Origin of the sequence: Prauserella oleivorans (genome assembly GCF_042685745.1) — a bacterium.
In the GTDB taxonomy this organism is placed as follows: Bacteria; Actinomycetota; Actinomycetes; order Mycobacteriales; family Pseudonocardiaceae; genus Prauserella_A; species Prauserella_A oleivorans.
Window position 1 is genome coordinate 3,896,131 of the sequence record NZ_JBHUNT010000001.1, and the last position, 20,463, is coordinate 3,916,593.

At 70.3% G+C, this 20,463-nt stretch carries 20 protein-coding genes; 6 read left to right on the forward strand and 14 right to left on the reverse strand.

The features are described 5' to 3' along the window. Positions 1 to 3: 3 nt before the first annotated feature. From prcA to dop, 4 genes are all read right to left on the reverse strand, one after another. Positions 4 to 783, reverse strand: a complete 780-nt coding sequence (gene prcA / locus ACFSZT_RS19100) for a proteasome subunit alpha (protein WP_377390939.1) — start codon at positions 781 to 783, stop codon at positions 4 to 6. Between the two features lie 72 nt (positions 784 to 855). Further along, on the reverse strand, positions 856 to 1,719 hold the full coding sequence (gene prcB / locus ACFSZT_RS19105; protein WP_377390941.1) for a proteasome subunit beta: 864 nt from the start codon (positions 1,717 to 1,719) through the stop codon (positions 856 to 858). A gap of 80 nt (positions 1,720 to 1,799) precedes the next feature. After that, on the reverse strand, positions 1,800 to 1,994 hold the full coding sequence (locus ACFSZT_RS19110) for a ubiquitin-like protein Pup (RefSeq protein WP_377390943.1): 195 nt from the start codon (positions 1,992 to 1,994) through the stop codon (positions 1,800 to 1,802). 86 nt (positions 1,995 to 2,080) lie between these two features. Then, positions 2,081 to 3,583 carry a depupylase/deamidase Dop gene (gene dop / locus ACFSZT_RS19115; RefSeq protein ID WP_377390945.1) on the reverse strand — a complete coding sequence of 501 codons (1,503 nt, stop codon included), beginning with the start codon at positions 3,581 to 3,583 and terminating at the stop codon, positions 2,081 to 2,083. Between dop and ACFSZT_RS19120 the strand changes: the two genes are divergently transcribed. Beyond that, positions 3,582 to 4,130 carry an NUDIX domain-containing protein gene (locus tag ACFSZT_RS19120; protein WP_377390947.1) on the forward strand — a complete coding sequence of 183 codons (549 nt, stop codon included), beginning with the start codon at positions 3,582 to 3,584 and terminating at the stop codon, positions 4,128 to 4,130. The genes dop and ACFSZT_RS19120 overlap by 2 nt on opposite strands. Before the next feature lie 3 nt (positions 4,131 to 4,133). On the opposite strand, the gene ACFSZT_RS19125 is transcribed toward ACFSZT_RS19120, so the two are convergent. From ACFSZT_RS19125 to arc, 4 genes are all read right to left on the reverse strand, one after another. Continuing rightward, the gene (locus tag ACFSZT_RS19125) at positions 4,134 to 4,748 is read right to left on the reverse strand and encodes a hypothetical protein (RefSeq protein ID WP_377390949.1); all 615 of its coding nucleotides are present in this window, start codon (positions 4,746 to 4,748) and stop codon (positions 4,134 to 4,136) included. Positions 4,749 to 4,796: 48 nt separating this feature from the next. Next, positions 4,797 to 5,735, reverse strand: a complete 939-nt coding sequence (locus tag ACFSZT_RS19130) for an aldo/keto reductase (protein ID WP_377390951.1) — start codon at positions 5,733 to 5,735, stop codon at positions 4,797 to 4,799. A gap of 64 nt (positions 5,736 to 5,799) precedes the next feature. Beyond that, positions 5,800 to 6,147, reverse strand: coding sequence for a hypothetical protein (locus ACFSZT_RS19135; RefSeq protein WP_377390953.1), 348 nt, complete (start codon positions 6,145 to 6,147; stop codon positions 5,800 to 5,802). A gap of 111 nt (positions 6,148 to 6,258) precedes the next feature. Further along, positions 6,259 to 8,061: a proteasome ATPase gene (arc, locus tag ACFSZT_RS19140; protein WP_377390955.1), complete on the reverse strand. Its 1,803-nt coding sequence runs from the start codon at positions 8,059 to 8,061 to the stop codon at positions 6,259 to 6,261. Between the two features lie 323 nt (positions 8,062 to 8,384). On the opposite strand from arc, the gene ACFSZT_RS19145 reads away from it, so the two are divergent. After that, the gene (locus ACFSZT_RS19145) at positions 8,385 to 9,155 is read left to right on the forward strand and encodes a hypothetical protein (RefSeq protein WP_377390957.1); all 771 of its coding nucleotides are present in this window, start codon (positions 8,385 to 8,387) and stop codon (positions 9,153 to 9,155) included. 21 nt (positions 9,156 to 9,176) lie between these two features. On the opposite strand, the gene ACFSZT_RS19150 is transcribed toward ACFSZT_RS19145, so the two are convergent. Beyond that, on the reverse strand, positions 9,177 to 9,998 hold the full coding sequence (locus tag ACFSZT_RS19150; protein WP_377390959.1) for a tRNA (adenine-N1)-methyltransferase: 822 nt from the start codon (positions 9,996 to 9,998) through the stop codon (positions 9,177 to 9,179). Positions 9,999 to 10,057: 59 nt separating this feature from the next. After that, complete coding sequence (locus tag ACFSZT_RS19155) at positions 10,058 to 11,155, reverse strand: site-2 protease family protein (protein ID WP_377391572.1); 1,098 nt, start codon at positions 11,153 to 11,155, stop codon at positions 10,058 to 10,060. Between the two features lie 176 nt (positions 11,156 to 11,331). Between ACFSZT_RS19155 and ACFSZT_RS19160 the strand changes: the two genes are divergently transcribed. The 3 genes from ACFSZT_RS19160 to ACFSZT_RS19170 all read left to right on the forward strand — a co-directional run bounded on the left by ACFSZT_RS19160 (position 11,332) and on the right by ACFSZT_RS19170 (position 14,030). Next, on the forward strand, positions 11,332 to 12,222 hold the full coding sequence (locus ACFSZT_RS19160; protein WP_377390961.1) for a RecB family exonuclease: 891 nt from the start codon (positions 11,332 to 11,334) through the stop codon (positions 12,220 to 12,222). Positions 12,223 to 12,240: 18 nt separating this feature from the next. Further along, positions 12,241 to 13,017 carry a thioesterase family protein gene (locus tag ACFSZT_RS19165; protein WP_377390963.1) on the forward strand — a complete coding sequence of 259 codons (777 nt, stop codon included), beginning with the start codon at positions 12,241 to 12,243 and terminating at the stop codon, positions 13,015 to 13,017. 86 nt (positions 13,018 to 13,103) lie between these two features. After that, positions 13,104 to 14,030: a ParA family protein gene (locus ACFSZT_RS19170; RefSeq protein ID WP_377390965.1), complete on the forward strand. Its 927-nt coding sequence runs from the start codon at positions 13,104 to 13,106 to the stop codon at positions 14,028 to 14,030. 63 nt (positions 14,031 to 14,093) lie between these two features. Here ACFSZT_RS19170 and hisG read toward each other — a convergent pair whose 3' ends face one another. Together hisG and ACFSZT_RS19180 are read right to left on the reverse strand one after the other, a co-directional pair. Beyond that, positions 14,094 to 14,939: an ATP phosphoribosyltransferase gene (gene hisG, locus ACFSZT_RS19175; protein ID WP_377390967.1), complete on the reverse strand. Its 846-nt coding sequence runs from the start codon at positions 14,937 to 14,939 to the stop codon at positions 14,094 to 14,096. 16 nt (positions 14,940 to 14,955) lie between these two features. After that, positions 14,956 to 15,219: a phosphoribosyl-ATP diphosphatase gene (locus ACFSZT_RS19180; RefSeq protein WP_377390969.1), complete on the reverse strand. Its 264-nt coding sequence runs from the start codon at positions 15,217 to 15,219 to the stop codon at positions 14,956 to 14,958. A gap of 145 nt (positions 15,220 to 15,364) precedes the next feature. Here ACFSZT_RS19180 and ACFSZT_RS19185 point away from each other — a divergent pair, with 145 nt between their 5' ends. Next, a complete protein-coding gene (locus ACFSZT_RS19185; protein WP_377390971.1) occupies positions 15,365 to 16,168 on the forward strand; it encodes a class I SAM-dependent DNA methyltransferase in 804 nt (267 codons plus the stop codon). Between the two features lie 4 nt (positions 16,169 to 16,172). Here the strand turns inward: ACFSZT_RS19185 and ACFSZT_RS19190 are convergent, their stop codons facing one another. Beyond that, a complete protein-coding gene (locus ACFSZT_RS19190) occupies positions 16,173 to 16,841 on the reverse strand; it encodes an HAD family hydrolase (RefSeq protein WP_377391575.1) in 669 nt (222 codons plus the stop codon). A gap of 26 nt (positions 16,842 to 16,867) precedes the next feature. After that, positions 16,868 to 20,431: a methionine synthase gene (gene metH, locus ACFSZT_RS19195; RefSeq protein ID WP_377478309.1), complete on the reverse strand. Its 3,564-nt coding sequence runs from the start codon at positions 20,429 to 20,431 to the stop codon at positions 16,868 to 16,870. Between the last annotated feature and the right edge of the window lie 32 nt (positions 20,432 to 20,463).

Sequence of the window (20,463 nt, forward strand, 5' to 3'; positions counted from 1 at the left end):
GAGCTACTGGGCGCCGCCGTCGGAGCCGTTCGACGACTCGTCCGGCTTGGCCGCACCGTCACCCGACTCGGACGACTCCGCGGTACGGCTCGGCAGCAGGGCGTCCAGCGCGGCACCGGTGATCCGGCGGAACTTGCGGCCCGGCCGCTCCCGCTCCAACACGGCGACCTCGAGCTTGCTCGGCTCGCCGTCCCCGTTGCCGTTGCCCGAGCTGTTGGGCGAGCGGAACGCCTCGGCCGCGACCTTCAACGCCGAGCCGAGGTCCATGTCGTGCTCGAACGTCTCCTTGAGCTTGGTGCTGATCGCGTCGGTCTGCCCGCCCATCACCACGAACCGCGGCTCGTCGAAGATCGACCCGTCGTAGGTGAGCCGGTACAGCTCGTCCTCGTCGGCGGTGTCCCCGACCTGCGCGACACAGATCTCCACCTCGAACGGCTTCAACTGTTCGGTGAAGATCGTGCTCAGCGTCTGCGCGTAGACGTTCGCCAGCGCCCGGGCGCTGACGTCCCGCCGGTCGTACTGGTAACCCTGCAGGTCCACGTGCCGGATGCCGCCACGGCGCAGGCTCTCGAACTCGCTGTACCGGCCCACCGCCGCGAAGCCGATCCGGTCGTAGATCTCGGAGACCTTGTGCAAGGTGGGCGACGGGTTCTCCGCCACGAACAGCACTCCACCCCGGTACTTCAGCACCACCACGCTCCGGCCCCGCGCAATACCCTTGCGCGCGAGCTCGGAACGCTCGCGCATCAACTGCTCGGGTGAGGCGTACAGCGGCATCGTCACTGGCGTTGGCTCCGCTCTGCTCGTCGAAATGCTCTGCTCGTCGGGATGCCGGGTGGTCGGGACCCGGCGGGATCAGCTCTGGTACCGGCTGGGCCGCTCCGCGCGGGCCTGCACGACGGATTCCGCGATGGCCGAGGTCTCCTCGCTCGGCAACTTCACGGCGCCGTGCTCCGCGGTGATCGTCACGACCGTCGGGTAGATCTTGCGCACCACATCCGGACCACCGGTCGCGGTGTCGTCGTCGGCGGCGTCGTAGAGCGACTCGATCGCCGCGCGCACAGCGGTGTCCTGGTCGGCGTCGGGATCGTAGAGCTTCTTCAGCGCCGACTTCGCGAACACCGACCCGGAGCCGATCGCGTGGTAGCCCGCGTTCTCCTCGTACCGGCCGCCCGTCACGTCGTACGACACGATCCGGCCCGCGCGCTTCGGGTCGTTGGACTCGATGTCGTAGCCGACGAACAGCGGCAGCACCGCCAGGCCCGCCATCGCCACGTCGAGGTTCGACTTCACCATGGTGGCCAGCTTGTTCGTCTTGCCGTCCAGCGACAGCGAGACGCCCTCGATCTTCTCGTAGTGGGCCAGCTCGACCGTGTAGAGCCGCACGAGCTCGAGCGCGATGCCGGCAGTACCGGCGATACCCACGGCCGAGTACGCGTCGGTGATGTAGACCTTCTCCAGATCGCGCGTGGCGATCATGTTGCCGCTGGTCGCGCGACGGTCACCGGCGATCAGCACGCCACCGTTGAACGTGGACGCCACGATGGTCGTGCCGTGGGGCGGCTCCAGCGCGCTGCCGGGCGCGAACGACCCCTCGGGACGCTTGCTCGGCAACAGGTCCGGCGCCTGGGCGCGGAGAAAGTCGGTGAAGGACGACGTCGTCGACGACAGGTATGCGGAGGGCAGCGCGAAGCCCGAGGTGCGCGGAATCTGTTCCATGCGTGCTCGTAGTTCCCATCGACGAAGGGGGCAGTACCGAAATGTGATCAGGAAGCTTAGGCGACGATGCCGTCGGCGCCTTACTCGCCGCCCTTCTGCACGTACGCCCGCACGAAGTCCTCGGCGTTCTCCTCGAGCACGTCGTCGATCTCGTCGAGAATCGTGTCGACATCCTCGCCGAGCTTCTCCCGGCGCTCCTGACCCGCGGGGGCACCACCCTCGACTTCCTCGTCGGAATCCCCGCCGCCGTGCTTTTCGATCTTCTCCTGAGCCATACTCGCCTCCCGGTGTGGCCGTTGTGTCTAGCCTACCCAGAGCCGCCCCGATTCGGGGCTTTCGTTGATGTACCGGTGATCTTCACCTACTCCGAACCGGTCAGCGCGTCGACCAGTTCCTCCGCGGTCGCCGCCCGGTCCAGCAGCTCGCCGACGTGCGCCTTCGTGCCCCGCAGCGGCTCCAGCGTCGGGATCCGCACCAACGACTCCTTGCCGACGTCGAAGATCACCGAATCCCACGACGCGGCGGCGATCGAGGTGGCGTACTTCTCCAGCGTCCGGCCCCGGAAGTAGGCCCGCGTGTCGGACGGCGGCGTCGTGATGGCCGCCTGCACCTCGTCCTCGCTGACCAGGCGCTTCATCGACCCACGCGTCACCAGCCGGTTGTACAGCCCCTTGTCCAGCCGCACGTCCGAGTACTGCAGATCCACCAGGTGCAGGCGCGGCGCGGCCCAGCCGAGCTGGTCGCGCGAGCGGTACGCCTCGAGCAGGCGGAGCTTGGCGGGCCAGTCCAGCCGGTCCGCGCACTCCTCCGGATCCCGGGCCAGCGCGTCCAGCACTTCGCCCCAGACCCGCAGGACCTCCTTGGACTGCTCGTCGGCCCCCTCGCGCTCGAGGTGCTCCGCCGCCATCTCGTGGTAGGCGAACTGCAGGTCGAGACCCGTGTACTTGCGGCCGTTCGCCAGCTCGACCTTCGTCTTCAACGTCGGATCGTGGCTGATCTGGTGCACCGCACGCACCGGCTCGTCGAGCTTGAGGTCGTCGAACCGCACGCCCGCCTCGATCATGTCGAGCACGAGCGCGGTGGTGCCGAGCTTGAGGTAGGTCGAGTACTCGGCCAGGTTCGCGTCACCGATGATGACGTGCAGCCTGCGGTACTTGTCGGCGTCGGCGTGCGGCTCGTCGCGGGTGTTGATGATGCCGCGCTTGAGCGTGGTCTCCAGGCCGACCTCGACCTCGATGTAGTCGGCACGCTGCGACAGCTGGAACCCGGGCTCCTCGCCCTGCGGCCCGATGCCCACGCGACCCGAGCCGGTGATGACCTGCCGGGACACGAAGAACGGAGTCAGCCCCGCGATCACCGCGGTGAACGGCGTCGACCGCGCCATCAGGTAGTTCTCGTGGGTGCCGTAGCTCGCGCCCTTGCCGTCGACGTTGTTCTTGTACAGCTGCAGGTGAGGCTGACCCGGCACGGTCGCCGCCCGGATCGCCGCCTGCTCCATCACGCGCTCGCCGGCCTTGTCCCAGATCACGGCGTCGCGCGGGTTGGTGACCTCGGGAGCGGAGTACTCGGGGTGGGCGTGGTCGACGTAGAGCCGTGCCCCGTTGGTGAGGATGACGTTGGCCGCGCCCAGGTCCTCGACATCACTGTCGTGACCCTGCTGGCCCGGCCCGGCCAGGTCGAAGCCACGCGCGTCCCGCAACGGCGACTCCACCTCGTAGTCCCAGCGCGCGCGCCGCGCACGCGGGATGTCCGCCGCCGCCGCGTAGGCCAGCACGACTTGAGTGGAGGTCAGCACCGGGTTGGCGGTGGCGTCTCCCGGGACCGCGATCCCGTACTCCACCTCGGTTCCCATGATCCGCCGCATGACACCAGCCTACGGGGCTTCGTGGCACGATCACCCGGTGGGCGGTGACGAGCTTGTTGCGATCTACGACGAACAAGCACAGGTCGTGGGGGCCGAAACCCGCGCCGTGATGCGCGCGAACGGCCTCTGGCACGCCGCCGGTGTGGTCCTGGTGCGCTCCGGCGACGGCGGCAGCGTGTACGTCCACCAGCGGTCGGCCGGCAAGGACGTGTTCCCGTCCGCGTTCGACTGCTGGGCGGGCGGCGTGGTGGCCGCGGGTGAAACTCCCGCCCGGTGCGCCGAGCGAGAACTGGCCGAGGAACTGGGCATCCGCGGCGTGTCCCCCGTCCCGTTGTTCCGGTTGACCTTCGAGCAACCACCCGTGCGCTGCCACAACTTCGCCTACGAGGTCCGCTGGGGCGGCCCGATCACCCACCAGCCCGAGGAGGTCGTCGGCGGCGAGTGGATGTCGCTGGAGCGGCTACGGGCGTGGGCGGAGGATCCGGCGAGCCCCCTGGTGCCCGACGGCCGCCTCAACGTCCTGGAGTGGTTCCGCCGCTACGGGTGACCGTCAACCGAGCTTCGCGGCGGCGACCGGGGCCAGCCGCCGGATCGCCGCCGCGGCCCGCGTGCTGTCCGCGGCGTCGACCTGCACCCCCGAGAGCACCGGACCCGCAGCCAGCAGGACGGTGCACGTACCCCGGGCGCACCACGCGCCGTGGGCGTCGACGCCATCCTGGTCGGAGACACCGGGCACGTCGAGCTCGTCACCCGCGCACTGCGTCCGCGCGCGGAGCACATCGGCAGCCCGGCGGTCGGGATACGTCGTCACCAGCTGGTGCAGCGTGGAGCCCGTCGGGTACTGCCAGTGGTGCTCGACGTGCGCCGAGCCGACCATCGCCAGCGGCACGCGGGCCAGGCAGCCGGCCGGCGCGGCAGGCGACGACGCCGGCCGGACGCCCTCCGCGGCGACGTCCTCGTCGGTGAACTCCGCCGCGCGCACGGCCTCGACGAGTCCGGTCGGCTCCGAGGCGGGGGCGGCGGACGACGCCCGCGGTTCGGGCGAGGGCGGTTCGGCGGCCGGTGTGTCGTCGTAGTAGGTGTCGAGGTCGTTGGGGCGGTCGGCACACCCCGCCGCCGAAGCCGCCAGTACCGCCAACGCCACCGCGATCCGTGCGCGTCGCACCTACCCTCGTCCCCTTCCGGCCGGCCCGCGAACAGCGCACGACCCTAGTCAACGCCAGTCGAGCGATGATCGGTGGGCCCAGTAGTCGGCGGGAGGCTCTCGCAGCTCGGCCAGCGTCTCCAGCTCCTCGTCGGTGAGCTCCACCGTGGCGGCGGCGAGGTTGGCCTCGAGCTGGGCGGCTCCCGCCGGCCCCAGCAGCACGACGTCCGCCCACGGCTGGGCATACGCGGCGGCGAGCGCCACCGCGTCGGATGACACCCCGCGCGTCTCGGCCGTTCGGTGGACAGCCTCGGGCGGCTCCACGGCGAGCCGCCCGTTGGCGAGGGTCTCCTTGAGCTGGACGAGCACGCCGGCGTCGTGGGCTTCCGCCAGGGCGAGACCGGCCGAGGGCTCCAGCACGTTCCACGTCGACTGCACCGCCGTGAAAACCGGGGATCCGGCGACCGTCAGCGAGAGCGCTCGCCGGATCGTGTCGGCCTGCGCGGGCCCGGACGTCGAGAAGCCGACGCGGACGCCCTCGGCGGCCAGTGCGGCGAGCTCCTCCAGCAGCGCCTGGTCGTCGAACAGCGGACTGTCGGCCGTCAGCGAGTGCACCTGGTACAGCGACAGCACGTCGCCGAGCAGATCCCGGGTCTCCTGCCACTGCCTGCGGAACTGTGTCAGGGAGTGTTCCTTGACCTCGTGGACGGGCGCGTCCAGACGCCAGTCGCCCACGTAGGCGTAACCCCACTTGCTCGACACCACGACGTCGGTGTGCCCACGGTCGGCCAGCCAGCCGGCGAGGAACTCCTCGGCGCGCCCGTACGAACGAGCCGCGTCGACCCGGCGCACGCCCGCCGCGTAGGCACGGTCCAGCACGGCCTCGGTGGCCGCACGCATCGCGTCGACAGTGCGGTCGGCCGGGAGCTCGTCCGTACGGCCGAGGTTGAGGTAGGCAGGCCTGCCCAGCGCGGCAAGACCCACGGCCGTCCGTGCGATGTTGTCCATGGGATGAACGGTAGCGGGGGCTGTGGGATCGGGTGGGGTCGACAATCCCGCGCCGTATAGGTCGTTATACACCACGCAGGCGCCGGCGCATCAGCTCGAGGAACTGATCGGCCGAGAGAACCTCCCGATGCAGCTTCTCCAGCCGCGCCGCCGGCGCCCGGACGTACCCCTTGCCGAACACCGGCGCGATCTGTCGCAAGCTCGCCCCCGCTTCCCTGGCGGCCAGCAACGCCCAGTCGGAGGCGTTCGCGCAGGCCGTCGACGCCTGCCTCAACTCCCCCAGCAGCTCGATGAGCTCGTCGGCCTCGACCTCGCCCGCCCGCACCGCCGCGGCGGTGTCCTCCAGCCAGGCAAGCACGTCCGCGGCCGTGATCGGCGCCCGTGGTCGACTCTCTCGCAGTTCGTCGTCCATGGCCACAGCGTATAGGACGTTATACGCTCGCCAAGGGGCGCAAACGCACACGAGGGCGCCCCGATCGCGCTGTGCGACCGGAGCGCCCTCGTGGGACGCGGCGGCCTGGGGCTAGAGGTACTGGCCGGTGTTGGTCGCCGTGTCGATGACGCGGCCGGAATCCTGGTTCTTGCCGGTGACGAGCGTGCGGATGTAGACGATCCGCTCGCCCTTCTTGCCGGAGATCCGAGCCCAGTCGTCCGGATTCGTCGTGTTGGGCAGGTCCTCGTTCTCCGCGAACTCGTCCACGATCGCGTCCAGCAGGTGCTGCACGCGCAGACCGGGCTGCTTGGTCTCCAGCACCGACTTGATCGCCGACTTCTTCGCCCGGTCCACGATGTTCTGGATCATGGCGCCCGAGTTGAAGTCGCGGAAGTAGAGCACCTCCTTGTCCCCGTTGGCGTAGGTGACCTCCAGGAACCGGTTCTCGTCGGTCTCCTCGTACATCCGCTCGACGGTGTGCTGGATCATCGCGTCGATGGTGGCCTGCCGGTCGCCGCCGAACTCCCGGAGATCATCGGCGTGGATCGGCAGATCCGCCGTGAGGTACTTCGAGAAGATGTCCTTCGCACCCTCGGCGTCGGGCCGCTCGATCTTGATCTTCACGTCGAGCCTGCCTGGCCGCAGGATCGCCGGGTCGATCATGTCCTCGCGGTTGGACGCGCCGATCACGATGACGTTCTCGAGACCCTCGACACCGTCGATCTCCGACAGCAGCTGCGGCACGATCGTCGTCTCCACGTCCGACGACACACCGCTGCCACGCGTCCGGAAGATCGACTCCATCTCGTCGAAGAAGACGATGACCGGCGTACCGTCCGAGGCCTTCTCGCGAGCCCGCTGGAAGATCATGCGGATGTGCCGCTCGGTCTCCCCGACGAACTTGTTGAGCAGCTCCGGACCCTTGATGTTGAGGAAGTAGGACTTGGCGTCCGCCGCGTCGCCCGCCACCTTCTTCGCGAGCGAGTTGGCCACCGCCTTGGCGATGAGCGTCTTCCCGCATCCGGGCGGCCCGTAGAGCAGCACGCCCTTCGGCGGCCGCAGCTGGTACTCGAGGTAGAGGTCGGAGTGCAGGAACGGCAGCTCCACGGCGTCGCGGATCTGCTCGATCTGCCGGTACAGCCCGCCGATGTCCTCGTACCGGACGTCGGGAACCTCTTCGAGCACCAGGTCCTCGACCTCGGCCTTGGGCACGCGCTCGTAGGCGTAGCCCGCCTTGGAGTCGACGAGCAGGGAGTCACCCGACTTGAGCGTCTGCTCGGCCAGCGGGTCGGCCAGCCAGACCACCCGCTCCTCGTCGGCGTGACCCACCACGAGGGCACGCGCACTGCCGCCCTCGGTCTCGGGCAGCAGGACTTCACGCAGCGCACACACCTCGCCGGTGCGCTCGAAGCCACCCGCCTCGACGACGGTGAGCGCCTCGTTGAGGCGCACGCTCTGGCCACGCTCCAACGACTCGATCTCCACCGCAGGCGATACGGCGACCCGCATCCGCCTGCCCGCGGTGTAGACGTCCACCGTGTTGTCCTCGTATGCCTCCACGAAGACGCCGTACCCGCTGGGCGGCTGCGCCAGCCGGTCGACTTCTTCCCGAAGCGCCAGGAGCTGGCTTCGCGCCTCACGCAGCGTCTCGACCAGCTTGTTGTTCCGCTCCGTGAGCTGACTCACGCGCTCCGTCGCCTCGGCGAGCCTCTGCTCGAGGACTCGGTTCTGCCTCGGGGAATCCGTGAGCTTCCGGCGAAGCAAGGCGACTTCCTCCTCGAGGAAGCGAATCTGTCGCACCTGTTCGCTGGTCGGGTTCCCCGCCGTTCCAGCTCCACTCGTTTCTGAAGAGTCGGCCTCCTCGTGCCGACCTCCGGGAAGGTCGTGTTGCATTTCGGCACCTCCTCGGAATGCATTTGCTTCCACGGTACCGGCGATCACCGACATGAAAAGCCCTTGCCGCGTTACAGGATCGGCGCGTCGCGCGGATGTGCACGGCTACCCGCTGCTGCCCGACCCGACTCCAAAGTTGGCCTCATAGCCCGTTTTCCACCGTTCGGCGGCATCCGCACGCGGAGAGTGACCACTGTCGAACCGGACAAATCGGCCAGGTTTCCGAGAGTCCGGAGACGCCCGCCCCCGCCCCGATACGATCAGCCGGACACCAAGGTCGAAGTTCGGGGATTTCCGCAGCTCACAACAGGTAAGGGGAAGCAATGACCTACCCGCCGCAACAGCCCGGCGGACCGGGCCAGCCGGGCCCGTACGGACAGCCCGGCGCGTGGGGCCAGCCGGGTCAGCCGGGCCCGCAGGGTGGCCCGAACGGGCCGTTTCCGCCCAGCGGCCCGAATCCGCAACACGGTGGTTACACGGGCCAGGGCGGAACGCAACAATTCGGCCAACCCGGGCCTTACGGCCCCCCTCCGGGCGGTGGCTTCTCCGGCGGTCCCGCTGGCCCGGGCGGCGAGCCGCCCAAGAAGAAGACCGGACTGATCGTCGGCCTGTCGATCGCGGCGGTGGCCGTGATCGGCGGTGTGGTGGCGCTCATCCTGCTGCTCTCCGGCGGGGACGAGGAGGACACGCAGGCTGCGGGCGGCACCAGCGACGCCTCCCCCACGGCCGGCCAGGAAAGCGGACAACCGTCCGCGCCGAGTTCGTCCGAGCCGGCGGAGTCGTCGGAGTCGGCCGACGACTCCGGCTCCGGCGACGACGCAGCCGCGGTGCAGGCACTGGCCCAGCAGGTCGTCGACGTGTTCAACAACCGCGACGCCGCCCTCGCCGAGGACATCTCGTGCAGCCCCGGCACCGTCAACGCCTCGGCATTCGACGAGCTCCCGCCGCAGGCGCAGTTCACGATGGGCAGGGAGCCGGAGATCACCGGCGACACCGCCAAGATCTACATCGCGGTCTCCGCGGCCGGACAGTCCCAGGAACTCCCCGGAATGCCTGCCTCGAAGCAGGACGGCGAGTGGTGCATGGGCAACTAGCCCTCCCGGGCGGCCCGGCCGTCAGCCGCGGCTGGGCCGCCTGCGGGGCCGCGGAGGCGTCACGCCCTCCGCAAGCCTGCGCGTGGTGAGCAGGAACGCCGTGTGCGCCACCATGCGGTGCTCGGGCCGCACCGCCAGTCCCACGACGTGCCACGGCCGCATGAGCGTCTCCCACGCCTGCGGCTCGGTCCAGCACTGCTGCTCGCGCAGTGCCTCGGTGACGGCCGACAGCTGGGTGGTCGTCGCCACGTAGACGACCAGCACGCCACCCGGCACCAGGCTCTTCGCCACCGTGGGCAGCACCTCCCACGGCGAGAGCATGTCCAGCACCACCCGGTCGGCCTCGCCCTCGTGCGTGGCGAGGTCGCCCAGGCGCAGCTCCCAATTCGCCGGGCGCTCGCCGAAGAACTTCTCCACGTTGCGCACCGCGTGCTCGGCGTGATCCTCGCGTACCTCGTACGACGTCACGCTGCCCTCGGGCCCCACCGCCCGCAGCAGCGAGCACGTGAGCGCGCCCGACCCGGCGCCCGCCTCCAGCACCCGGGCTCCGGGGAAGATGTCGCCCCACATGACGATCTGTGCGGCGTCCTTCGGGTAGATGACCTGAGCACCACGCGGCATCGACAGCACGTAGTCCGGCAGGAGCGGGCGCAGGGCGAGGTAACTCGTGCCGCCCGCCGAGGTGATGACGGACCCCTCGGGTTTGCCGATCACGTCGTCGTGGGACAGCGCTCCCCGGTGGGTGTGGTACTCACCACCCTTGGCCAGGACGATCGTGTAGTGCCGACCCTTCGGGTCGGTCAACTGCACGCGATCTCCGGCACGGAACGGCCCTGCGGACACGACACCTCCATCACGACGAACGACAGCGGTTGATCGTCGCAGACCCGTGCGCACGGCGTTCAGCCGGTAGGCCTCCATCCGCCCGCGAGCGCCGCGCGCAGGTCGTCGCGGTGCAGTACCCCCGCCGGCTTACCGTCGTCGTCGACGACGAGGAACTGCCACGTGGCGACCTCGGCGACCCGCTCGGCGACCGCGTCGCCCGGGTCGGACAGCAGCAGGACCGTTTCCGCGCGGATCGGCTCGGCGGCCAGTTCGGCGGGCGCCTGGGGGGCCGAGGCGGCCAGCCGTTCGGCCGCGGCCTCGTCGAGCAGGCCCGCGGCCACGCCGTCCGCGCGCACGAGCACCACTCCCCTGCCCGCGGCCGCGGACAGGGCGGCACCCACCGGGCTTTCGGCGGGCAGTTGCAGCACGGGACGCATGAGGTCGCCGAGGGCGAGCCCGTCGGGCCAGCCGCGGCGCTGCTCGGCGGCGAACTCCCCGGAGGCGCCCGTGACGACGAACCACGCCGTCACCACGCACACGCCGAGCCGCAGCCACCGGTCGTCGCTGCCGGACGCGAGCCCCCACAAGGCCCAGACCAGCAGTCCCAACGCGACGAGCCCGCCGCCGAACACCGCCGCGCGGGTGCCCGTCGTCCGCGTCCCGGTCACCGACCACACGCCCGCACGCAGCAACCTGCCGCCGTCGAGCGGCAGCCCGGGCAGGAGGTTGAACACGCCCACGGCGAGGTTGGCGACCGCGCATTGAGCGACGAGCAACCACACTGGACCGCCCGGCGGCACCGCGAGTAGCAGGAGCCCGCAGAGCGCGGCGAGCAGCACCGACACGACGGGCCCCGCGGCGGCGATCAACCCCTCCTGGCCGGGTTTGCGGGGACTGCGAGCCACCTCGGACAAGCCGCCGAGCAGGAACAGTCGCAGCCTGCGCACGGGAATGCCGAGGCGCAGGGCGACCACACAGTGCCCGAGCTCGTGGGCCAGCACCGAGAGCCCGAGCAGCACGGCGAACGCCGCGGCGAGCAGCCAGGAGGTGACCATGCTCGCCCCGGGCAGCAGCCTGCCCACCAGCGGCGAGTACAGCACGACGATCAGCAGTGACCCGATCCACCACGACGGCGCCAGCAGCACCGGTACGCCGTCGACCCGGAACAGCAGCAGTCCGCCCTCCACGGCGGGCGCGCGCCCGGACCGATCGCGGCGATGGCTGCTGGTGGTGTCCACACCGGGAGCGTAGAACGCGACATGTGGGAGAGCCGTTACCCGTGGGTGCCGTGTCCCACGCCCCGGCGCCGCGTTACCCGGAGTTGTCGGACCGTGCCGTTACGCTGCCGGGCATGGCAGAGGGCACGATCAACACGGTGAGCGTCGAACCCGCAACGAGCGTCGGCACGGTCCGCAGACCCGCGCTGTCGCCGTCGCGGGCCAGCGATTTCAAGCAATGCCCGCTGCTCTACCGGTTCCGCGCGGTCGACCGGCTGCCGGAGAAGCCGACCAAGGCCCAGGTCCGCGGAACGCTCGTGCACTCGGTGCTGGAGCGGCTGTTCGGGCTGCCCCGCGGCGAGCGCCTGCCCGAGCGAGCGAAGGACATGCTCGAACCGACGTGGGCGGAGTTGTCCCAGGAGTGTCCGGAGTGGACGGAACTGTTCGAGGACGACGACGCGGTCGGCGAATGGCTCGCCGGCGCGGCCAAACTCGTCGATGCCTACTTCGGACTCGAGGATCCGAACCGGCTCGACCCGGAGGCCTGCGAGTTGCATGTGGAGACCGAGCTGAGTTCCGGCGTCGTGCTCCGCGGCTATGTCGACCGGCTCGACGTCGCGCCCACGGGCGAGATCCGGGTGGTCGACTACAAGACCGGCGCCGCGCCCCGCGAGATCGGCGAGGCGAAGGCCATGTTCCAGATGAAGTTCTACGCCGTGGTGCTGTGGCGGCTGCGCGGGGAGGTGCCGCGGCAGCTGAAGCTCATGTACCTCAGCGACGGGCAGGCATTGGCCTACACCCCCGACGAACCGGAGCTGGTGCGGTTCGAACGCACCCTCGAGGCGATCTGGAAGGCGATCCTCAAGGCGGGCAGGACCGGTGACTTCCGGCCGAGCCCGAGCCGGTTGTGCAACTGGTGCTCGCATCAGGCCTTGTGCCCGTCCTTCGGCGGGACGCCGCCGGAATATCCTGGCTGGCCGGAGCCCGATCCCGGCGAGGAGTCCGTGTTGGACCGCGCCGACTGACCGACGAGGAGAGTGCCGGTGGCCGACGCCTTCTACGTGCCCCGCGGCGATGATCGCTACCTGCCCACGGCGAGCACCGTCGGCCCGTGGACGCCCGACGCGCAGCACTTCGGCCCGCCGTCGGCGCTGCTGGTCCGGGGACTCGAAAGCATCCCGGCCTCGCGGGACATGCTGCTGGCCCGCGTGACCGTGGAGATCCTGGGCCCCGCTCCGCTGACCGAACTCACCGTGCGCACGGCGCTGGAGCGGCCCGGCCGCTCGGTCGAGCTGCTCTCCGCCGAACTGGTCGCCGGCACGACGGTGGTGGCGAAGGCGGCCGCGTGGCGGATCGTGACGTCCGACACCACCGGCGTCACCGTCGGCGCCGCGGCCGCGCCGAGACCGCCCGAGGATTGCCCCGAGGCCGACTGGCCGGAGGGCTGGCACGACGGCTACCTCGGCGCCATGGAGTGGCGGGCGGCGGCGGGCGCCATCCGTGCCCCGGGCCCGGCGACCGTGTGGGCGCGGCAGCGCGTCCCGCTCGTCGACGGCGAGGAGCCGAGCCCGCTGCAGCGGCTGTTCACGGTCGCCGACTCCGGCAACGGGGCGTCCAACGAACTCGACATGACCCGCTGGTGGTTCATCAACTCCGAGCTCACCGTGCACGTCCAGCGGCCGCCCCAGGGCGAGTGGATCGGCCTGGACGCGCACACGGTCATCGGGCCGCTGGGGGTGGGAACCGCCCGCAGCATCCTGCACGACACGCGCGGGCAGGTGGCGGCCGGTTCGCAGGCGCTGCTGGTCCGCGAGCGCTGACGGCACGCGCGGCCCGGAAACAGCCGCGGGTGGCCATGATCGACTACCCTGCTCCCCAACAACCGAGATCCAGGAGCTGGCGCACAGTGCAGATCACCTCGGTGGTCAATCAGAAGGGCGGGGTCGGCAAGACCGCGCTCAGTGTCGGCGCCGCCGCGGCGCTCGCCGAGCGAGGCCGCAGGGTGCTGCTCATCGACCTCGACCCACAGGGGCACGCGACGACGGAGATGCTCGGGCTGCCGGAGACGCCGCCCGAAGCGCCCAGCCTGGCCAAGGCTCTCACCAAGATGTGGCGCGGCCCTGTCGAGGAGCTGATCGTGCCGCACACCCGCAGCAACATCGGTGCGGGCGGCGCGTTCGACGTCATCCCGACCTCGCCGGGCATGTTCGACCTCGTGCGCCGGCTGGATCAGTTCCGGGTGCCGGGCTGGCAGCTCGCCCGGGTGATCCAGTTCGCGAACTACGACCACGTGATCATCGACTGCCCGCCCGCCCTGGACGTCTTGACGAACAACGCGCTCGTCGCCACGCACGGCGTCCTGGTGCCCGTGCAGCCCGACCGCACGAGTGTCCGCGCCCTGCGACTCATGCAGGATCAGATCCGCCATCTGGAATCGGTGATCGACCGGCCGCCGATCACCTACTACGGCCTGGTGCCCGGTCTGTACCGGCGGCCCATCTCCGGCTACGCCGTGGCGGCGCTGAACGAGCTGCAGCAGTTCGGCATTCCCATGCTGGCGCACGTGCCGCTCGGCGTGGTGATGAACGAGGCGGCCGCGCGCGGCATGCCGGTGACCACGTTCGCCCCGGAGACGGCCCAGGCGGTCGCGTTCCGGCAGATCGCCCACGCGCTCGACCGCGTGCGGGCGCAGGGGGCACCCGCGGTGGCGCCGCCCGACGAGTTCGTGTTCGAGGACTTCATCGCCGACGTGTCGAGCACTCGCTCGAGCAATGACAACGGCGCCCGCCGCAAGCTCTACGACCTGCTGCCCAAGCGGCCCCGCGGGCACTGACGAGGGAACGCGCGCGGCTCCCGGGCGGCCGTGGTGCGACCGCCGGCCCGGGAGCCCTCGCGGTCAGAGCCGACAGGCGCGGATGTCGGATGCCAAGATCGCCCGTGCACCCACGGCGGCGAGCTCGTCCATGATCGAGTTGACCTGCTTGCGCGGCACCATGGCGCGCACGGCGACCCAGTCGGGGTGCGCCAGCGGCGCGACCGTCGGCGACTCGAGGCCGGGCGTGATGGCCGTGGCCTGTTCGAGCAGGTCCCTCGGGCAGTCGTAGTCGAGCATCATGTACTGCTGGGCGAACACCACGCCCTGCAGGCGCGCGGCGAGCTGGTCGATCCGCTGCGACTCGCCGTTGCCGTCCCGCTGGACGAGCACCGCCTCCGACACGCAGATCGGGTCGCCGAACGCGACGAGGTTGTGCTGGCGCAGTGTGCGTCCCGAGCCGACGACGTCGGCGATGGCGTCGGCGACGCCGAGCTGCACCGAGATCTCCACGGCACCGTCGAGGCGGATCACCTCGGCCTCGATGCCCTGGCGGGCCAGGTCGTCGCGCACCAGCCGCGGATACGAAGTGGCCAGCCGCTTTCCGTGCAGGTCGGCGGGCTTCCAGTCGCGGCCCGCCGGAGCTGCGTAGCGGAAGGTCGAGCCGCCGAAGCCGAGGGCGAGCTTCTCCGTCACGGGCGCGCCCGAGTCCAGCGCCAGGTCGCGTCCCGTGATGCCGAGGTCGAGCTCCCCCGAGCCGACGTAGATCGGGATGTCCTTGGGACGGAGGAAGAAGAACTCGACCTCGTTCACGGGGTCGAGCACGGTGAGGTCGCGCTGCTCATGTCGCTGGCGGTAGCCGGCCTCACCGAGCATCTCCGACGCGGGCCCGGCCAGCGCGCCCTTGTTCGGTACCGCGACACGCAGCATGACTGTCCTCTCCTCCTCACAGATACCGGTAGACGTCCTCGAGGGAGACGCCCCGGCCGATCATCAGCACCTGCACGCGGTAGAGCAGCTGGGAGACCTCCTCGGCCAGCCGCTCGTCCGACTCGTGCTCCGCCGCGATCCAGACCTCACCGGCTTCTTCCAGCACCTTCTTGCCCTGCGCGTGCACTCCGGCATCCAGCGCGGCCACGGTGCCCGAACCGGAGGGCCGGGTCCGGGCACGCTCGGTCAGCTCGGCGTACAGCTCGTCGAAGGTCTTCACACACTGAATCCTTCCATCCACCGCGGACACACGAGCGAGCGGGCCACCCCGTCGCCGTAACCGGGTCGGCCGGTTGACGTGGCGCGGGAAATGCACTTTGCTGAATTGACGGCGGAAAACCGACCGGGAACCGGAAGGGTGTGATATGGGAAACACGGGGCCGTCCGGCGAAAACAACGACGCTTCGGTGACGGGCAGGCAACACGAAATCAAACTGCCGGATCGAACCGAGCAATTCGACCAGGACTCCGAGTACTGCGAGGTCCGGCTCGGCGGGGAATGGCAGCGGATCCGTTTCCACGACTACGACCGGATCTTCTCGGTTCCCGGCCTCTACGAGCAACTCTTCCACGACATCCTCGACTGCCACTCCCCGGACGTCATCGCGAAACTGCTCAAGGAGCAGGTGCAACGGGACAACGTCGCGGCATCGGACCTGCGGGTGCTCGACCTCGGCGCAGGCAACGGACTGGTGGCCGAGCAACTGCGCGCCGTCGGCGCGGGCCGGATCACCGGCGTGGACATCCTGCCGGAGGCGCGCGAGGCCGCTCTGCGCGACCGGCCGGAGGTGTACGACGCCTACCTCGTCATGGACTTGACCGATCTCGGCGACGCCGACCGCCGGCGGTTGAGCGAGGGCCGCTTCAACACGCTCACGTGCGTGGCAGCGCTCGGCTACGCCGACATCCCGCCCGCGGCGTTCCGTTCGGCGTTCAACTATGTCTCCGACGGCGGCTGGATCGCGTTCACCATCAAGGACCGCTTCCTGTCCGCTGAGGACACCTCGGGATTCGCCGAGCTCATCAACCGCTGCCGCGACGCGGGCATTCTCGAGGTGCGGGCATCCGAGCGCTACCGACACCGGCTCAACGTCCTGGGCGAGCCGCTGCACTACGTCGCGCTCGTGGGCGCCAAGCGCGCCGACATCCCGGCCGAGCTGGTGCCCTGACGCGTCACCGGGTGCGCACGAGCTCGGCGAGGGCCTGCGCGTCGAGCCCGACGAGCGAGGACCGGAACACCCGCCGCTCCCCCGGTTCGACGGGTACGTCGTTGGGCACCACCAGCACCGTGCAGCCCGCGGCCACCGCCGACTCGGTGCCGACCGGGGAATCCTCCACCGCCACGCAGGACTCCGGGTCGGCGCCGAGCAGGCGGGCCGCGCGCAGGTAGGGCTCCGGATGCGGCTTGTTCAACCCCTCCACCTCGTCGCCGCACACGGTGACGGTGAAGAACTCGCGGCCGATGGTGTCGAGAGCGAGCTCGGTGAGTGCGCGTTCGGTGGAGGTGACGAGCGCGCACGGGATATCCGCCGACCGGGTCGCCACCAGTGCCTCGCGAGCGCCGGGCCGCCAGGGCAGTTCGTCCGAGAACAGCGTGGCGGTGCGCTTGCGCATCCATCGGGCGACGTCGCCGATCGCGGCCTCGGTCACCGGATGCCCGGTGACCGAGAGCAGCACCCGCGAGGTCGCGTGGATGTTGGATCCGACGAGTGAGACACGCCGGTCGGCGGTGAGTTCACCACCGAGCCACTCGGCGGCCTCGTAGAGGACGACGTCCCAAAGCTTCTCGGAATCCACGAGGGTGCCGTCCATATCCCACAACACGGCGGCAGGGCCGTCCATCCCGGACGGTCGGTTCACATTCTCTCCTAGGTGTTGAAATATTTCGCTTCGGGATGATGGGCGACAATCGCGTCGGTCGATTGTTCGGGATGCAGCTGGAACTCCTCGGAGAGTTTCACACCAATTCGTTCGGGCCGCAGCAGCTCGACGATTTTAGTCCGGTCCGCCAGATTCGGGCACGCGCCGTATCCGAGCGAGAACCGGGCTCCGCGGTAGCCGAGTTTGAAGAATTCCTCGAGGTCGGCGGGGTCCTCGTGGGCGACCGGGCCACCGCCTGAGAAGCGCAGCTCCTGCCGGACCCGGCGATGCCAGTACTCGGCGAGGGCCTCGGTGAGCTGCACGCCCAGGCCGTGGACCTCGAGGTAGTCGCGATAGGCGTCGCGGGCGAAGAGGTCGTTGGCGTAGTCCGCGATGGGCCGGCCCATGGTCACCAGGGTCAGCGGCAGCACGTCGACCTCTCCGGCGCGGACGGCCGAGTCTCGGGGCCGGTAGAAGTCGGCGAGGCACAGTCGCCGGTCCCGCCGCTGCCGCGGGAACGTGAACCGGGTCACCTCGGGCGCGTCAGGGCGCGGTTCGGCGAGCACCACCACGTCGTCGCCCTCGGCGAGGCACGGGAAGTAGCCGTAGACCACGGCGGCATGGGCGAGCACGCCGTGGGTGGCGAGCCGGTCGAGCCAGTACCGCAGGCGGGGCCTGCCCTCGGTCTCGACGAGCTCCTCGTAGCTCGGACCGCTGCCCCCGCGGCTGCCCTTGAGCCCCCACTGTCCGAGAAACGTGGCGCGCTCGTCGAGGTAGGCGGCGTAGTCCGCGACCGGCACACCCTTGACCACCCGTGTCCCCCAGAACGGCGGAGCCGGCAGCGGGACGTCGGTGGCGACGTCCGACCGGCCGGCCGGCTGCTCCGGCTCGGCGCGCTCCTGCCCGCGCTTCTCGGCGATGCGCCGGGACCGTTCCCGCCGGGCCTTGCGTTCGGCACGCCTGGTCTCCTCGGCCGGGTCGACCGCGGGCGCCTCACCGCGCTTGACCGCCATGATGCGGTCCATCAGCCGCAGACCTTCGAACGCGTCGCGGGCGTAGTGGACCTGCCCCTGGTAGAGCGCGGCGAGGTCGTTCTCGACGTAGCCGCGGGTCAGCGCCGCTCCTCCGAGCAGCACGGGCCAGCGGTCCGCGACGCCCCGGGAGTTCATCTCCTCGAGGTTCTCCTTCATGATCACCGTCGACTTGACCAGGAGACCGGACATGCCGACGGCGTCGGCGCCGTGCTCGTCCGCGGACTCGAGGATGGTGGTGATCGGCTGCTTGATGCCCAGGTTGACGACGTCGTAGCCGTTGTTGGACAGGATGATGTCGACCAGGTTCTTCCCGATGTCGTGTACATCGCCCTTGACGGTCGCCAGCACGATCCGGCCCTTGGTCTGGCGCACTCCCTCGCTGTGCTGTTCGATGTGCGGCTCGAGGTGGGCCACCGCGGCCTTCATCACCTCGGCCGACTGCAGCACGAACGGCAACTGCATCTGCCCGGAGCCGAACAGCTCACCGACCGTCTTCATCCCGGCGAGCAGGGTCTCGTTGATGATCTCCAGCGGCGGCTTCTCCCGCAGCGCCGCGTCGAGGTCGTCCACCAGCCCGTTCCGTTCGCCGTCCACGATCCGCTGTTCCAGCCGCGCGAACAGCGGCATCGCCGCGAGTTCCTCGGCTCGCGACGCCCTGCCGGACGACGCGGTCCTGCCCTCGAACAGGGCCATGAGCCGCTGCAGCGGGTCGTAGCCCTCGCGGCGCCGGTCGTAGACCAGATCCAGCGCGACCTGCCGCTGTTCCTCGGGGATGCGCGCCATCGGCAGGATCTTCGACGCGTGCACGATCGCCGTGTCGAGCCCCGCCCGCACACACTCGTGCAGGAACACCGAGTTCAGCACCTCCCGCGCGGCCGGGTTCAGCCCGAACGACACGTTCGACACCCCGAGTGTCGTGTTCACCCGGGGGTAGCGGCGTTTGAGCTCGCGGATCGCCTCGATCGTCTCGAGGGCATCCCGGCGCACCTCCTCCTGGCCGGTGGAGACCGGGAAGGTCAGGCAGTCGACGATGATGTCGTCGACATCCAGGTCCCAGTGGCCGGTGATGTCCTCGATGAGCCGCGTCGCCACCCGCACCTTCCAGTCGGCGGTGCGTGCCTGCCCCTCCTCGTCGATGCACAGGGCCACCACCGCGGCGCCGTGTTCCCGGACGAGCTCCATCACCCGCTGGAAACGCGAGCCGGGGCCCGCGCCGTCCTCGTAGTTCACGCTGTTGACCGCGCACCGCCCGCCGAGCCGCTCCAGGCCCGCCCGGAGCACGTCGGGCTCGGTGGAGTCGAGCATGATGGGCAGCGTCGACGCCGTCGCCAGCCGTGAGGCGATCTCGGCCATGTCGGCGACCCCGTCGCGGCCGACGTAGTCGACGCAGAGGTCCAGCATGTGGGCCCCGTCGCGGGTCTGCCCGCGCGCGATCTCCACGCAGTCCTCGTAGCGGCCCTCGAGCATCGCCTCCCGGAAGGCCTTGGAGCCGTTGGCGTTGGTGCGCTCGCCGATCATCAGCACGCTGGCGTCCTGCTCGAACGGCACCGCCTGGTACAGCGACGACACACCCGGTTCGGGCGTGGGCCGGCGGCTGCCGCGCTCCAGCTCGCGCACGGCCGCCGTGAGCCGGCGGATGTGCTCGTCCGTGGTCCCGCAGCAGCCGCCGACCAAGCCGACTCCGAATTCGGTGACGAAGCCGGACAGCGCCTCGGCGAGGCCGTCCGGGCTCAGCGGGTACACCGCACCGTCCGGGCCCAGCTCGGGCAGGCCGGCGTTGGGCATGACCGACAGCGGGATGCGTGCCTGCCGCGACAGGGTCCGCAGGTGCTCGCTCATCTCGTCGGGCCCGGTGGCGCAGTTGAGGCCGATCACGTCGACGCCGAGCGGTTCCAGCGCGGTGAGCGCCGCTCCGACCTCCGTGCCCAGCAGCATCGTGCCTGTCGTCTCGACCGTGATGGAGGCGATGACGGGCACCCGGCGGCCTTCGGCGGCCATGGCCCGGTGCGCGGCGAGGATCGACGCCTTCGTCTGCAGGATGTCCTGCGTGGTCTCGACGATCACAGCGTCCACACCGCCCGCGAGCAAGCCGCGCACCTCCTCGACGTAGGCGTCGCGGAGTGCCGCGAACGGCGCGTGCCCGAGGGTCGGCAGCTTGGTGCCCGGACCCACCGAGCCGAGCACGAACCGGGGGTGTTCGCGCGTGGCGAACTCGTCGGCGGTCTCCCTCGCGAGCCGGGCGCCCGCCTCCGCCAGCTCGGCGATGCGGTCGGCGATGCCGTACTCGGCGAGGTTGGCGAGGTTCGCCCCGAACGTGTTCGTCTCCACCGCGTCGGCGCCCGCCTCCAGGTAGCCGCGGTGAATGCCGCGCACCACGTCAGGCCTGGTGACGTTGAGGATTTCGTTGCAGCCCTCGAGCCCGCCGAAGTCGTCGAGCGTGAGGTCGTGGGCCTGCAGTGCCGTCCCCATGGCGCCGTCGGCGACGACGACCCTGCCGGCCAGGGCGTCGAGCAGCGGCGACGAGAAGGGCGCGGGCATGCCTTACAGCCTACGGCGGCCTGCCCGCACGT